Annotated in this window: 10 protein-coding genes, 2 tRNA genes and 2 other RNA genes; 7 read left to right on the forward strand and 7 right to left on the reverse strand. The window is 56.1% G+C overall.

Going from position 1 to position 15,057, the window contains the following annotated elements; genetic code table 11:
• Positions 1–2: 2 nt before the first annotated feature.
• On the reverse strand, positions 3–1,781 hold the full coding sequence (gene narX / locus K2184_RS01505; protein WP_004103128.1) for a nitrate/nitrite two-component system sensor histidine kinase NarX: 1,779 nt from the start codon (positions 1,779–1,781) through the stop codon (positions 3–5).
• Positions 1,782–2,092: 311 nt separating this feature from the next.
• Between narX and K2184_RS01510 the strand changes: the two genes are divergently transcribed.
• From K2184_RS01510 to narI, 5 genes are all read left to right on the forward strand, one after another.
• Complete coding sequence (locus K2184_RS01510) at positions 2,093–3,481, forward strand: NarK family nitrate/nitrite MFS transporter (RefSeq protein ID WP_004103127.1); 1,389 nt, start codon at positions 2,093–2,095, stop codon at positions 3,479–3,481.
• Positions 3,482–3,876: 395 nt separating this feature from the next.
• Positions 3,877–7,620 carry a nitrate reductase subunit alpha gene (locus tag K2184_RS01515; protein ID WP_023321185.1) on the forward strand — a complete coding sequence of 1,248 codons (3,744 nt, stop codon included), beginning with the start codon at positions 3,877–3,879 and terminating at the stop codon, positions 7,618–7,620.
• Positions 7,617–9,152, forward strand: a complete 1,536-nt coding sequence (narH, locus tag K2184_RS01520) for a nitrate reductase subunit beta (protein WP_004113647.1) — start codon at positions 7,617–7,619, stop codon at positions 9,150–9,152. The genes K2184_RS01515 and narH overlap by 4 nt, the downstream gene beginning before the upstream one ends.
• The gene (narJ, locus tag K2184_RS01525) at positions 9,149–9,859 is read left to right on the forward strand and encodes a nitrate reductase molybdenum cofactor assembly chaperone (protein WP_004113646.1); all 711 of its coding nucleotides are present in this window, start codon (positions 9,149–9,151) and stop codon (positions 9,857–9,859) included. The genes narH and narJ overlap by 4 nt, the downstream gene beginning before the upstream one ends.
• Positions 9,859–10,536 (forward strand): respiratory nitrate reductase subunit gamma, encoded by a 678-nt coding sequence (gene narI, locus K2184_RS01530; protein WP_004103123.1) that lies wholly within the window; start codon positions 9,859–9,861, stop codon positions 10,534–10,536. Before narJ ends, narI begins: the two co-directional genes overlap by 1 nt.
• A gap of 180 nt (positions 10,537–10,716) precedes the next feature.
• Here the strand turns inward: narI and K2184_RS01535 are convergent.
• From K2184_RS01535 to K2184_RS01560, 6 genes are all read right to left on the reverse strand, one after another.
• Positions 10,717–10,847, reverse strand: a non-coding RNA gene (locus K2184_RS01535) — RtT sRNA.
• 46 nt (positions 10,848–10,893) lie between these two features.
• A non-coding RNA gene (locus K2184_RS01540) (RtT sRNA) lies at positions 10,894–11,025 on the reverse strand.
• A 46-nt stretch (positions 11,026–11,071) separates the two neighbouring features.
• Positions 11,072–11,156, reverse strand: a tRNA-Tyr gene (locus K2184_RS01545).
• 35 nt (positions 11,157–11,191) lie between these two features.
• Positions 11,192–11,276: transfer RNA gene (locus K2184_RS01550), tRNA-Tyr, on the reverse strand.
• A gap of 159 nt (positions 11,277–11,435) precedes the next feature.
• Positions 11,436–12,278 carry a formyltetrahydrofolate deformylase gene (gene purU, locus K2184_RS01555; RefSeq protein WP_004103121.1) on the reverse strand — a complete coding sequence of 281 codons (843 nt, stop codon included), beginning with the start codon at positions 12,276–12,278 and terminating at the stop codon, positions 11,436–11,438.
• 42 nt (positions 12,279–12,320) lie between these two features.
• The gene (locus K2184_RS01560) at positions 12,321–12,779 is read right to left on the reverse strand and encodes a YchJ family protein (protein ID WP_004103120.1); all 459 of its coding nucleotides are present in this window, start codon (positions 12,777–12,779) and stop codon (positions 12,321–12,323) included.
• Between the two features lie 112 nt (positions 12,780–12,891).
• Between K2184_RS01560 and rssA the strand changes: the two genes are divergently transcribed.
• The gene (gene rssA / locus K2184_RS01565) at positions 12,892–13,791 is read left to right on the forward strand and encodes a patatin-like phospholipase RssA (protein WP_004103119.1); all 900 of its coding nucleotides are present in this window, start codon (positions 12,892–12,894) and stop codon (positions 13,789–13,791) included.
• Positions 13,792–13,880: 89 nt separating this feature from the next.
• Entirely contained in the window at positions 13,881–14,894 is a 1,014-nt protein-coding gene (gene rssB, locus K2184_RS01570; RefSeq protein WP_004103118.1) for a two-component system response regulator RssB, read from the forward strand.
• Positions 14,895–15,057: the final 163 nt, after the last annotated feature.

Raw genomic sequence — 15,057 nt, forward strand, 5'->3', positions numbered from 1 at the left:
CCTTATTGGATTGAAAACGATTTTTCAGGGATAAAAGTGACCACCACTTCGGTACCGCCGGTTTCCCGGCGCCGAACCTGGCAGTCCCCGCGCAGGCTCTGAGCGCGATCGCGCATGATAATCAGGCCGTAGTGGTTGCTGCGCTCCGCATGGTCCGGTACGCCGCGACCGTTATCGGCCACCGTCAGACGGACCTGATTGTCCCGCAACGCCACGGTAACGCTGACATCGGTGGCATTGGCGTGCTTCAGCGCGTTGCTGAGCGCTTCCCGGGCGATTTGCAGCAGATGGATGGCCTGATGCGACGGCACAAAACGCGGCGGCAGCTGATAGTCCAGGCGTACCGTAAAACCGAAGTGGGCGCTGTATTCCTGGCAGCTGGCCTCCAGCGCCGGACGTAGTCCCGGCTCGGTGAGCTGTAGCCGGAAGGTCGTCAGCAGTTCGCGCAGCTGAGCCCAGGAGGTATTCAGTTCATTACGGATTTGCCCCAGCAGCTGGCGGCTCGCTTCCGGCAGGTCATCGCCCTGCATTTGCAGGCAGCTAACCTGCATTTTCATACAGGAGAGCGACTGGGCGATGGAGTCGTGGAGCTCGCGGGCGATAGTGGCGCGCTCCTCCATGACGATTAGCTGCTGCTGGCGCTCCTGATGACGATCGAGAGCGAGGGTGCCGGTAAGTTGTTCCACCAGCGTGTCAACCAGCTGCTGCTGATCGTGGCTCAGATGACGCCCGGCGGGCAGGGTGGCCAGTAAAATACCGTACTGATTATGGGCATCCGACAGCCGCCATTTTAAAGTGGTGCCGGTATCAGGCAGCGGCGGCAGGTCGCGGGGACAGAGATAACAGCCCCTGTCGTCGCACTGAATATCGGAGTGGCAGGAAAACTCCTGATGGTTGTCTTCGTCTTCAAGGTCGTAGACGCGAACTTCAATATCGCGCAGCAGGGTCAGCCCCTGTAAACCGTTAAGAACGGGCGAAATGCGTTCACAGAGCGGCGCGTTAGAGTGCAGGCGGCGGTTGGCCTGCCACAGAAAGGCGAGGATCTCGTTTTTTTGCTCCAGGCCGGCGGTTTTTTCTTGCACCCGGCGTTCAAGCACCGAATAGCTCTCCGCCAGCTCTTTGGACATGTTGTTCAGCGCCATGCCGAGCGTCGCCATCTCGTTGCGCCCGTTAATCTGCGCCCGCTGGGTGAAATCACGTCGGCTCACCGCTCGGGCCATACCGAGCAGCTGTTTCCACGGACGTAACAGGCGGGCGCGCAGCCAGACGATGGTAAATACCAGCAGCAGCGCCATCCCAACGGCCATGATGCGCTGGATCCAGACAACGTGTTTAATCCGCTCCTCGGTGGTGTGATCGAAAGCGGTAACCAACTGGTCAATGCGGTCGACAAAGCCGGCGACATCCGTCGCGACCGAGGCCTGATTTTGCGCTTTGCGCATTCCCGGCGCCAGCTCCAGCTGCCAGTAGTGCTGCAGCGCCTGGAGCTGCCGCTGCTGATCGTCATGGCGAGCGGCGTACTGCAGTTCCGGGCTAAAGACGGTTGCCGTCATTTCATCCAGCAGCTTTTGATCGCTGTCGGTCAGCGGTATCGCCGCCAGCAGGCGATAGCTCTGCATGCGCAGCGAACCGGCTTTATTGATGGCATGCGCGCTGCCCTGAACGCCATGCACCAGGCGGGAAGAGATCGCCATTCCGGCGACGCCGATGATGGTGGCCAACAGAACGATCAGCGCGAGTTGATTAACCAGCGTCAGCGGCGTAAAAAGTCGTTTCAACATGGGATATGGGGCTCCTGACCGGCAAATTATCCGGGAGTGGCGCTTATTCTCGGACATCCCCTGGAGTATACCCATACCCCCAAAGGATTACCCCTTAATTGTCAGCCTGCGATGGGCTGGTGGCAGGCGTTGAGGTAATCCCGGCACTGGCGTGAAAAACCACACTTTTTTGCGCAGAAATAGCTACTCACTTCGGGTGATGAATTTTTTTTAGCCAAATTAGCGCCAACTTTTCCTTTGATTTATATCAACTTACCGCCGCCTGTAACCCATAAGGTAGCCAGGGTTAATATGAATCATCAGAGGTGTCTATGAGTCACTCTTCAATCCCGGAGAAGACTAACAGCTCAGTCATTAGCGACTGGCGTCCTGAAGATCCTGAATTCTGGCAGCAGCGCGGTCATCGCGTCGCCAGCCGCAATCTGTGGATCTCCGTTCCGTGTCTTTTACTGGCATTCTGCGTCTGGATGTTGTTCAGCGCCGTTGCCGTCAACCTCAATAAAGTCGGCTTTCAGTTTACTACCGACCAGTTGTTTATGCTGACCGCGCTCCCGGCGCTGTCCGGCGCGCTGCTGCGCGTGCCTTACGCGTTTATGGTGCCGCTGTTCGGCGGTCGTCGCTGGACTGCGTTCAGTACCGGGATCATGATCGTACCCTGCGTATGGTTAGGCTTCGCGGTGCAGGATACCTCTACGCCTTTCAGCGTTTTCGTGATCATCTCTCTGCTGTGCGGCTTCGCGGGGGCGAACTTTGCTTCCAGTATGGCTAACATCAGCTTCTTCTTCCCGAAACAGAAGCAGGGCGGCGCGCTGGGTATCAACGGCGGCCTCGGTAATATGGGCGTCAGCGTGATGCAGCTGGTTGCTCCTCTGGTGGTATCCCTGTCTATTTTCGCCGTCTTTGGCGGTACCGGCAGCGAACAGCCGGATGGTTCCATGCTATATCTGGAAAACGCCGCGTGGATCTGGGTGCCGTTCCTGATTATCTTCACCCTGGCGGCGTGGTTCTTCATGAACGACCTGTCGGCATCGAAGGCGTCGCTGAGCGAGCAGCTGCCGGTACTGAAGCGCGCGCATCTGTGGATTATGGCGCTGCTCTATCTTGCCACCTTCGGCTCGTTTATCGGCTTCTCGGCGGGCTTCGCCATGCTGTCCAAGACCCAGTTCCCGGATGTGCAGATTCTGCACTATGCGTTCTTCGGGCCGTTTATCGGCGCACTGGCACGCTCGACCGGCGGGGCGATCTCCGACCGACTCGGCGGGACTCGAGTGACGCTGGTGAACTTTGTGGTCATGGCTATCTTCTGCGGCCTGTTGTTCCTGACGCTGCCGACCCACGGCGAGGGCGGTAACTTTATTGCCTTCTTCGCGGTATTTATGGTGCTGTTCCTGACCGCTGGTCTGGGGAGCGCGTCTACTTTCCAGATGATCTCGGTTATCTTCCGTAAAATGACGATGGATCGCGTCAAGGCGCAGGGCGGCAGCGAAGCGCAGGCCATGCGTGAAGCGGCGACCGATACGGCGGCGGCGCTGGGCTTTATTTCAGCGATTGGCGCCATTGGCGGCTTCTTTATTCCAAAAGCGTTTGGTATCTCGCTGGATTTGACCGGCTCGCCGGCCGGAGCAATGAAGGTATTCCTGGTGTTCTATATCGCCTGCGTGGTGATTACCTGGGCAATCTACGGACGCAAGCAGAAATAATATTTTCTGGTGAGTTTCTGCAAAGGGCGCAAATATCGTTGCGCCCTTTTTTTATTTATTATTTAGTTACAACATGCTAATCGTTGAGGGTTATTTTAAAAGCAGTCCGGAGTCACAAATAAAATAGCGGCATAAGCATCTACCCCTTAATACCATGGCGAATGGCAAAACCCTGGCCTTTGCAGGTTTTTTAGATGAATTTATATGTAAATCATATAGATATAAAATAGAAATAAATACTACTTTGGTGGTATCAGGCTTCCGGAGCGGCTTTTATAAGCCCTATCGTCTTGATCGTTATCAATTCTCTCCCTCTTTCATAGCGTTACCTTCGCTGCAAATCCAGCAATGTCGATTTATCAGAGAGCCGTCAGGCTCCACACAGGAGAAACCCGATGAGTAAATTCCTGGACCGGTTTCGCTACTTCAAACAGAAGGGTGAAACCTTTGCCGATGGGCACGGCCAGCTTCTAAAAACCAACCGGGACTGGGAGGATGGATACCGTCAACGTTGGCAGCATGACAAAATTGTGCGCTCCACCCACGGTGTCAACTGCACCGGCTCATGCAGCTGGAAGATTTATGTCAAAAATGGTCTTGTCACCTGGGAAACCCAGCAGACCGACTATCCGCGCACCCGTCCGGATATGCCAAACCACGAGCCTCGCGGCTGCCCGCGCGGCGCCAGCTACTCCTGGTATCTTTACAGCGCTAATCGCCTGAAGTACCCGCTGATGCGCAAACGCCTGATGAAAATGTGGCGTGAAGCGAAAGTACAGCACAGCGATCCGGTTGACGCATGGGCCTCGATTATTGAAGATGCCGACAAAGCGAAAAGCTTTAAGCAGGCGCGCGGCCGCGGCGGTTTCGTGCGTTCGTCCTGGCAGGAAGTGAACGAGCTGATTGCCGCCTCTAACGTCTATACCGTCAAAACCTACGGCCCGGACCGCGTAGCCGGCTTCTCGCCCATCCCGGCGATGTCGATGGTCTCCTATGCCTCCGGCGCGCGCTATCTGTCGCTGATCGGCGGGACCTGCCTGAGCTTTTACGACTGGTACTGCGACCTGCCGCCTGCATCACCGCAGACCTGGGGCGAGCAGACCGACGTACCGGAATCTGCCGACTGGTACAACTCCAGCTATATCATTGCCTGGGGATCCAACGTACCGCAGACCCGTACCCCGGATGCCCACTTCTTCACCGAAGTTCGCTATAAGGGCACTAAAACCGTTGCTATCACCCCTGACTACGCCGAAATCGCCAAGCTTTGCGATCTGTGGCTGGCGCCGAAGCAGGGTACCGATGCGGCGATGGCGCTGGCGATGGGTCACGTCATGCTGCGCGAGTTCCACCTCGACAAACCAAGCCAGTACTTTACCGATTACGTGCGCCGCTACACCGACATGCCGATGCTGGTGATGCTCGAAGAGCGCGATGGCTATTACGCCGCAGGCCGCATGCTGCGCGCAGCTGATCTGGTGGATGCATTAGGTCAGGAAACAAATCCGGAATGGAAAACCGTCGCCTTTGATGAGAAGGGCGAAATCACCGTACCGAACGGTTCTATCGGTTTCCGCTGGGGCGACAAAGGTAAATGGAATCTTGAACAGCGCGACGGTAAAACCGGCGAAGATGTCGAGCTACGCCTGAGCCTGCTGGGCGGCCACGACGATATCGCTAACGTTGGCTTCCCCTATTTTGGCGGCGAAGGTACCGAGCACTTTAATAAAGTCGAGCTGGAAAACGTGCTGCTGCACAAACTGCCGGTAAAACGCCTGCAGAAGGCCGACGGTTCTACCGTGCTGGTCACCACCGTCTACGACCTGACCATGGCGAACTATGGCCTGGATCGCGGACTCGGCGATGAAAACTGCGCCAGCAGCTACGATGACCTCAAAGCGTATACCCCGGCATGGGCGGAGAAAATCACCGGCGTTTCCCGGGCGCATATTATCCGCACCGCGCGGGAGTTTGCCGATAACGCCGATAAGACCCACGGCCGTTCGATGATCATCGTCGGCGCCGGTCTGAACCACTGGTTCCACCTCGATATGAACTATCGCGGTCTTATCAATATGCTGATCTTCTGCGGCTGCGTTGGTCAGAGCGGCGGCGGCTGGGCGCACTATGTCGGCCAGGAAAAACTGCGTCCGCAGACCGGCTGGCAGCCGCTGGCGTTTGCCCTTGACTGGCAGCGTCCGGCGCGCCATATGAACAGCACATCGTACTTCTATAACCACTCCAGCCAGTGGCGCTATGAAACCGTAACCGCGCAGGAACTGCTGTCGCCGTTAGCGGATAAATCCCGCTACAGCGGCCACCTGATTGATTTCAACGTGCGCGCCGAGCGTATGGGCTGGCTTCCGTCGGCGCCGCAGCTGGGCACCAACCCGCTGCGTATTGCGCATGCGGCAAAAAAAGCGGGCATGACGCCGGTCGATTACACCGTCAAATCGCTGAAAGAGGGTTCCATTCGCTTTGCCGCAGAGCAGCCGGAAAACGGTAAAAACCATCCGCGCAACCTGTTTATCTGGCGTTCCAACCTGCTGGGCTCCTCGGGTAAAGGCCACGAGTACATGCTGAAGTACCTGCTGGGTACGGAAAACGGTATTCAGGGCAAAGATCTCGGCAAGCAGGGCGGCGTGAAGCCGGAAGAAGTGGAGTGGAAAGATAACGGTCTCGACGGCAAGCTGGATCTGGTGGTGACCCTCGACTTCCGTCTGTCGAGTACCTGCCTCTACTCCGACATCGTGCTGCCGACCGCTACCTGGTATGAAAAAGACGACATGAATACCTCGGATATGCATCCGTTTATTCATCCGCTGTCTGCCGCCGTCGACCCGGCCTGGGAATCGAAAAGCGACTGGGATATCTACAAAGATATCGCGAAAAAGTTCTCCGAAGTGTGCGTGGGTCATTTGGGTCAGGAAACCGACGTGGTAACGCTGCCTATCCAGCACGACTCCGCCGCCGAACTGGCGCAGCCGCTGGACGTTAAGGACTGGAAAAAAGGCGAATGCGACCTGATTCCAGGGAAAACCGCGCCGCATATTCTGACCGTCGAGCGCGATTATCCGGCGACATACGAACGCTTTACCTCTATCGGCCCGCTGATGGAGAAAATCGGCAACGGCGGTAAAGGCATCGCCTGGAATACCCAGAGCGAGATGGATCTGCTGCGCAAGCTCAACTACACCAAAGCGGACGGCCCGGCGAAAGGCCAGCCGATGCTTAACACCGCCATTGATGCGGCAGAGATGATTCTGACCCTGGCGCCGGAAACCAACGGCCACGTGGCGGTTAAAGCCTGGGCGGCGCTCAGCGAATTTACCGGTCGTGACCATACGCACCTGGCGACGAATAAAGAAGAGGAAAAAATCCGCTTCCGCGATATTCAGGCCCAGCCGCGCAAAATTATCTCCAGCCCGACCTGGTCCGGACTCGAAGATGAGCACGTTTCCTATAACGCCGGCTACACCAACGTTCACGAACTGATCCCGTGGCGCACGCTTTCCGGCCGCCAGCAGCTGTATCAGGATCACCAGTGGATGCGTGATTTTGGCGAAAGCCTGCTGGTTTATCGTCCGCCAATCGACACCCGGTCGGTGAAAACGGTGATGGGCGCGAAATCCAACGGCAACCCGGAGAAGGCATTGAACTTCCTGACGCCGCACCAGAAGTGGGGGATCCACTCCACCTACAGCGACAACCTGCTGATGCTGACGCTGTCGCGCGGCGGGCCGATTGTCTGGATGAGCGAAGCGGACGCCAAAGATCTGGGGATCGAAGATAACGACTGGATCGAAGTGTTTAACAGCAACGGCGCGCTGACCGCCCGCGCGGTGGTAAGCCAGCGCGTACCGGCCGGGATGACCATGATGTACCACGCGCAGGAACGTATCGTAAACCTGCCGGGTTCTGAGATCACCGAACAGCGCGGGGGGATTCACAACTCCGTGACTCGTATTACGCCAAAGCCGACCCATATGATCGGCGGCTATGCGCAGCTGGCCTACGGCTTTAACTACTACGGCACGGTAGGGTCTAACCGCGACGAGTTCGTGGTGGTACGTAAGATGAAGAATATTAACTGGTTAGATGGCGAAGGTAACGACCAGGTACAGGAGAGCGTAAAATGAAAATTCGTTCACAAGTCGGCATGGTGCTGAATCTCGATAAGTGCATCGGCTGTCATACCTGTTCAGTCACCTGTAAAAACGTCTGGACCAGCCGCGAGGGTATGGAGTACACGTGGTTCAACAACGTTGAAAGTAAGCCGGGCGTTGGTTTCCCGAACGACTGGGAGAATCAGGAAAAGTGGAAGGGCGGCTGGATCCGTAAGATCAATGGCAAGCTGCAGCCGCGCATGGGCAACCGCGCGATGCTGCTGGGTAAAATCTTTGCTAACCCGCATTTGCCGGGCATCGACGACTACTACGAGCCCTTTGATTACGACTACCAGAATCTGCACAACGCGCCGGAAAGCAAACATCAGCCGATCGCTCGCCCGCGCTCGCTGATCACCGGCCAGCGGATGGATAAAATCACCAGCGGTCCGAACTGGGAAGAGATTCTGGGCGGCGAATTTGAAAAACGCGCCAAAGACCAGAACTTCGAAAACATGCAGAAGGCGATGTACGGCCAGTTCGAAAACACCTTTATGATGTATCTGCCGCGCCTGTGCGAACACTGTCTGAACCCGGCGTGCGTCGCGACCTGCCCGAGCGGCGCGATCTATAAACGTGAAGAAGACGGCATCGTGCTGATCGACCAGGACAAGTGCCGCGGCTGGCGCATGTGCATCACCGGTTGCCCGTACAAGAAAATCTATTTCAACTGGAAGAGCGGCAAATCAGAGAAGTGCATTTTCTGCTACCCGCGTATCGAATCCGGGATGCCGACCGTCTGTTCGGAAACCTGCGTGGGGCGTATTCGCTACCTCGGCGTGCTGCTGTATGACGCGGACGCGATTGAAAATGCCGCCAGCACGGAGAATGAGAAAGACCTGTATCAGCGTCAGCTGGACGTGTTCCTCAACCCGAACGACCCGAAAGTGATTGAGCAGGCGCTGAAGGACGGCGTGCCGCAGGGGGTTATCGAAGCCGCCCAGCAGTCGCCGGTGTACAAAATGGCGATGGACTGGAAGCTGGCGCTGCCGCTGCATCCGGAATATCGCACCCTGCCTATGGTCTGGTACGTGCCGCCTCTGTCGCCGATTCAGTCAGCCGCCGATGCGGGTGAACTGGGCAGCAACGGTATTCTGCCGGACGTCGAAAGCCTGCGTATCCCGGTTCAGTATCTGGCAAACCTGCTAACCGCGGGCGATACCCAGCCGGTGCTGCTGGCGCTGAAACGCATGCTGGCGATGCGCCACTTCAAACGCGCGGAAACCGTAGACGGCGTACTGGATACCCGGGCGCTGGAAGAGGTTGGCCTCACTGAAGCCCAGGCGCAGGAGATGTATCGCTATCTGGCTATCGCCAACTACGAAGACCGTTTCGTGGTGCCGAGCAGCCATCGCGAGCAGGCCCGCGATGCTTTCCCGGAGAAAAACGGTTGCGGCTTCACCTTCGGTGACGGATGCCACGGTTCTGATAGCCAGTTTAATCTGTTCAACAGCCGCCGTATCGATGCTATCGACGTCACCAGCAAAACGGAGCCGCACCCATGATTGAACTCGTCATTGTGTCGCGCCTTCTTGAGTACCCTGACGCTGCCTTATGGCAGCATCAGCAGGAGCTGTTCGACGCTATTGCCTCTTCGGAAAAGCTCGCGCCGGAGGATGCCCATAAGCTGAGCGTTTTCCTGCGCGACCTGACCGCCCAGGATGTGCTGGACGCGCAGTCTCGCTACAGTGAGCTGTTCGATCGCGGCCGTGCGACCTCGCTGCTGCTGTTTGAGCACGTGCACGGCGAATCCCGCGATCGCGGCCAGGCAATGGTCGACTTGATGGCGCAGTATGAACGCCACGGTCTGCAGCTGGATAGCCGCGAATTGCCGGATCATCTCCCGCTGTATCTTGAGTATCTGGCGCAGCTGCCGGAGGCGGAAGCGCGCGGCGGATTGCAGGACGTTGCGCCGATTCTCGGTCTACTGAGCGCTCGCCTGCAGCAGCGCGATAGCCGCTACGCGGTACTGTTTGAGCTGCTGCTCAAGCTGGCACACGCCCAGGTAGATAGCCAGAAAGTGGCGGAAAAAATCGCCGATGAGGCCCGCGACGATACGCCGCAGGCGCTGGACGCCGTCTGGGAAGAAGAACAGGTGAAATTCTTTGCCGATCAGGGCTGCGGCGAGTCGGAGATCTCCGCTCACCAGCGTCGTTTTGCCGGAGCCGTTGCCCCGCAATATTTGAATATCTCTAACGGAGGACAGCACTAATGCACTTCCTGAATATGTTCTTCTTTGACATCTATCCGTATATCGCCGGGACGGTATTTCTGGTCGGCAGCTGGCTACGTTACGACTATGGGCAGTACACCTGGCGTGCGGCCTCCAGCCAGATGCTGGACCGTAAAGGGATGAATCTGGCCTCGAACCTGTTCCATATCGGTATTCTGGGAATTTTTGCCGGTCATTTTCTCGGCATGCTGACGCCGCACTGGATGTACGAGTCATTCCTGCCGGTTGACGTGAAGCAGAAGATGGCGATGATCGCGGGCGGCGCCTGCGGCGTCATGACGCTGGTGGGCGGGCTACTGTTGCTGAAACGCCGTCTGCTGAGCCCCCGCGTGCGCGCCACCACCACCGGAGCGGATATTCTGATCCTCTCCCTGCTGATGGTGCAGTGCGCTCTGGGTCTGCTGACTATTCCGTTCTCCGCTCAGCATATGGACGGTAGCGAAATGATGAAGCTGGTGGGCTGGGCGCAGTCGGTGGTGACCTTCCACGGCGGGGCTTCGCAGCATCTGGACGGCGTGGCGTTTATTTTCCGCGTGCATCTGGTGCTGGGGATGACGCTGTTTGTGCTGTTCCCGTTCTCCCGTCTGGTGCATATCTGGAGCGCGCCGGTCGAGTACCTGACGCGCAAATACCAGATTGTTCGCGCCCGTCGCTGATTCTATTTCGTGTAAAGCTCAACCCTGCTGCGGCAGGGTTTTTCATTGGTGCGGTCTGCTCCCGGCGTAGCGCTGCCGGGGCATATATGGCAGAAATACAGAATCAGTTCTGGAGCAATAAAAGAGCTAACTAAGACGGTTTTGATTATTTGATTTTGCTGAGGTACTGCAGGGAAGTGATGGTGGTGGGGAAGGATTATTCGTCGCTTCGCTCCTCACCCTTCGGGCCGTTGCCTGCGGCAACGTTGTCTCGCTTTCGCTCGACTCGAACCTTGGTCGAAGCTTCTCATCCTTCCCTGCATCGGGAGAATATATGGCAATGTGCTTTGAGCCGGTAGCGGTGTAACAGAGAAGTGATGGTGGTGGGGGAAGGATTATTCGTCGCTTCGCTCCTCACCCTTCGGGCCGTTGCCTGCGGCAACGTTGTCTCGCTGACGCTCGACTCGAACCTTAATCGAAGCTTCTCATCCTTCCCTGCATCGGGAGAATATATGGCAATGTGCTTTGAGCAGGTAGCGGTGTAACAGAGAAGTGATGGTGGTGGGGGAAGGATTCGAACCTTCGAAGTCGATGACGGCAGATTTACAGTCTGCTCCCTTTGGCCGCTCGGGAACCCCACCAGGGGTAATTCATATTGTCGAGGTAAAGCTTGAAATGGTGGTGGGGGAAGGATTCGAACCTTCGAAGTCGATGACGGCAGATTTACAGTCTGCTCCCTTTGGCCGCTCGGGAACCCCACCACGGGGTAATGCTTAATACTGGCCTGCTTCCTTATCGGGAAGCGGGGCGCATCATATCAAATGACGCGCCACTGTAAAGTATTCGTTTGCTAAAAATAAACTGGTTGCCTGATTTTTACGCGTAAAGCCGTAAAGCTAACCAGTTAATTTCATTATCGATTAAAGAATAATCGTTCGGTTGCCGTAAACAAACACCCGCTGTGCAAGCACCTGGTACAATGCGCGGCTCAGAACGTTTTTCTCAACGTCGCGGCCAGCGCGCATCATATCTTCTGCGGTGTAGGTGTGATCGACGTGAATAACGTCCTGCATGATGATGGGGCCTTCATCCAGATTATCGTTCACGTAGTGGGCGGTTGCGCCAATAATCTTCACCCCGCGGTCATAGGCCTGATGATACGGACGCGCGCCGATAAACGCCGGCAGGAATGAGTGGTGAATATTGATAATCTTATTCGGGAAGCGGGAGACAAACTCGGGGGTCAACACCCGCATGTATTTCGCCAGCACGACGTAATCCGGTTCATGGGCGGCGATAGCATCACCCATCTGCTTATCGTGCTCTTCGCGGGTTAGCCCCTCATGGCTCACCAGCTGGAAGGGAATATCAAAGCGTTCAACCAGCGAGCGCAGGGTTTCGTGATTGCCGATGACGGCGGCGATTTCTACGTCCAGTCCGCCATAGTTGGCTTTCATCAGCAGATCGCCGAGGCAGTGCGCCTCTTTAGTCACCAGAATGACGACTCGGCGGCGGCCTGCTGGGTTGAGCTCACGAATCGAGCCTTCCGGCAGCGCGCTGTCGAGGTCAGCCAGCAGAACGGAGTCATTGAAAATACCCTCGAGCTCGGTACGCATAAAGAAGCGGCCGGTCCGGTGGTCAACGAACTCATTGTTCTGCACGATGTTCAGCTCGTGCTTATAGCAGATATTCGTGATACGCGCGATGAGGCCTTTCTGATCAGGGCAAATGGTGCGTAGTACTTTACGTTGTAGTGAATGCATCGCGGGGAAAATCCTGTAGTGTTTGCTATTCCTGCTGCTGGCTTACTGGCCGCAGCATTTTTTAAATTTTTTACCTGAACCGCAAGGGCAGGGGTCGTTACGACCGATCAGCGGTCGCATTCCGTCAATATAGTACCACTGTCCGTTTTCTTTTAAGAATCTGGATCGTTCAATAATGGCGCCGGAGCGGTTATTGTCAGTGAAACGCGCGATAAAGCTGACGTAGCCTTCATCGGGACTTCTGCCTTCATCGGCAGCAAAGACGGTGAGACCCAGCCATTGAGTTTGCTTAAACCCGTTCTCCAGGTCCGCGCGAAACTGTTGCGCCTGACAGGAGGGGTGCCAGGTTTTAATCAGATAGTCGGCGTCCTGCATAACAAATGCGCTATAGCGGGAACGCATCAGCTGTGACGGATCTGGCGCAAGCTGCGTGCCAGCCAGATAACGCTGACAACATGCGCTATACTCCAGAGCGCTGCCGCAGGGGCATAATGGCGACAAAACGGCCTCCATGGGATAAAGAAAGACGGCGATACGCCGCCAAAGCGCAATATGTTAACTGAGGTATGGCGATGATGCCATGCCCGGAGTGGAAGGATATGTTTCGGTAAGAATGAGAAAGCTCAAGATCGGTCTGGCGCTAGGGGCAGGAGCCGCCCGCGGGTGGTCGCATATCGGTGTGATTAATGCATTACAGCGTGCGGGCATTGACGTTGATGTCATCGCAGGGTGCTCTATTGGCTCGCTGGTGGGGGCAGCTTACGCCTGCAACCGCCTTCCGGCGCTGGAGAAATGGGTATGCTCTTTTAGCAACTGGGACGTCCTGAAATTAATGGATCTCTCCTGGCAGCGAGGGGGCTTGCTGCGGGGCGAACGGGTATTTAGCCAATATCGTAAACTGCTACCGGTCACCGAGATTGAACGCTGCGAGCGTCGTTTTGCGGCAGTTACCACCAATTTAAGTACCGGTCGCGAACTATGGTTTACGGAAGGGGATCTGCATCTGGCGATTCGTGCCTCGTGCAGTATGCCTGGTCTGATGTCGCCGGTCATGCATAATGGTTACTGGCTAGTGGATGGCGCGGTGGTTAATCCCGTGCCGGTATCCCTGGCTCGGGCAATGGGCGCGGATATCGTTATTGCCGTTGATTTGCAGCACGACGCGCATCTGATGCAGCAGGATTTATTATCCATGGAGGTGCCGCGTCCGGAGGCCGAAGAAGATTTTTCGTGGCATTCACGGCTGCGCTCCCGCCTGGCGCGTATGACCTCACGTCGGGCGACGGTAGCGCCGACGGCAATGGAGATCATGTCGACTTCCATTCAGGTTCTGGAAAATCGTCTTAAGCGAAACCGTATGGCGGGCGACCCGCCGGATATCCTGATTCAGCCCTTTTGCCCGCAAATCTCCACGCTGGATTTCCACCGTGCCGGCGAAGCTATCGCTGCCGGACATCTGGCAGTGGAAAAGAGAATGGATGAACTATTACCTTTAGTGCGTACCTCCGTGTAGCGCATTTGATGCATACTTAAGTAAATTCTGACAGGCGGTAGCGTGAATCGCGTGCCACTATTAACTTATCGTCAGTCAGGGGAGAGATCATGACGCAGCCATTGGCGGGAAAACAGATTCTGATAGTTGAAGACGAACCCGTTTTCCGCTCACTTATGCACACCTGGTTAGCTTCGCTGGGCGCGACCATCGTCCAGGCGGAAGATGGCGTGGATGCACTTCAAAAAATGGCCGAGTCAAAACCCGATTTGATGATATGCGATATTTCCATGCCGCGAATGAACGGCCTGCAGCTGGTGGAGCATGTGCGCAATCAGGGCGAGCAGCTGCCGATTCTGATGATTTCAGCGACGGAAAATATGGCGGATATCGCCAAAGCGCTGCGCCTTGGCGTGCAGGACATTCTTCTTAAACCGGTAAAAGATTTCGATCGCCTGCGAGAAACCGTGTACGCCTGCCTCTACCCCAACATGTTTAATTCTCGTGTCGAAGAGGAGGAACGCCTGTTTGAGGATTGGGACGCGCTGGTCAGCGATCCCTCCGCGGCGTCAAGGCTGCTACAGGAGCTTCAGCCCCCGGTCCAACAGGAGATGTCGAACTGCCGTATTCACTATCGGCAGCTTGTCTCCGTCGATAAGCCCGGTCTCGTGCTCGACATTGCGCCGCTATCAGAAAACGATCTGGCGTTTTATTGTCTGGACGTCACGCGAGCGGGTGATAATGGGGTTCTTGCTGCTTTATTACTGCGCGCCCTTTTCAATGGCCTGCTGCAGGAGCAGCTTGCTCATCAGGGACAGCGTTTACCGGAGATGGGGAGCCTGCTGAAACAGGTCAATCAATTACTGCGTCAGGCTAACCTGCCGGGGCAATTTCCATTATTGGTAGGGTATTACCATAGCGGCTTGAAAAATTTAATTTTGGTTTCCGCGGGTTTGAATGGCACGTTGAATACGGGGGAACACCAAATTCAGATTAGCAATGGCGTTCCGTTAGGTACCCTGGGTAATGCCTATCTCAACCAAATTAGTCAACGCTGCGCATCATGGCAGTGCCAAATTTGGGGGGCCGGGGGACGTTTACGCCTTATGTTGTCTGCGGAGTGAACAATTGCGCTTATTTTTACCCAAGTGGGATTACCACGCGATCTTTTGTGGTGGTACTATCGCCGGGTTTAATGCGTAAAATTCCTAATTCGGAGATATCTAATCCTTTTCGGAACAGGTTCAACTGAACAGGCTGATATACTCGATACCATATTATTAACGA

Origin of the sequence: Klebsiella sp. K5-306, assembly GCF_051835185.1 — a bacterium.
Taxonomy (GTDB): Bacteria; Pseudomonadota; Gammaproteobacteria; order Enterobacterales; family Enterobacteriaceae; genus Klebsiella; species Klebsiella oxytoca.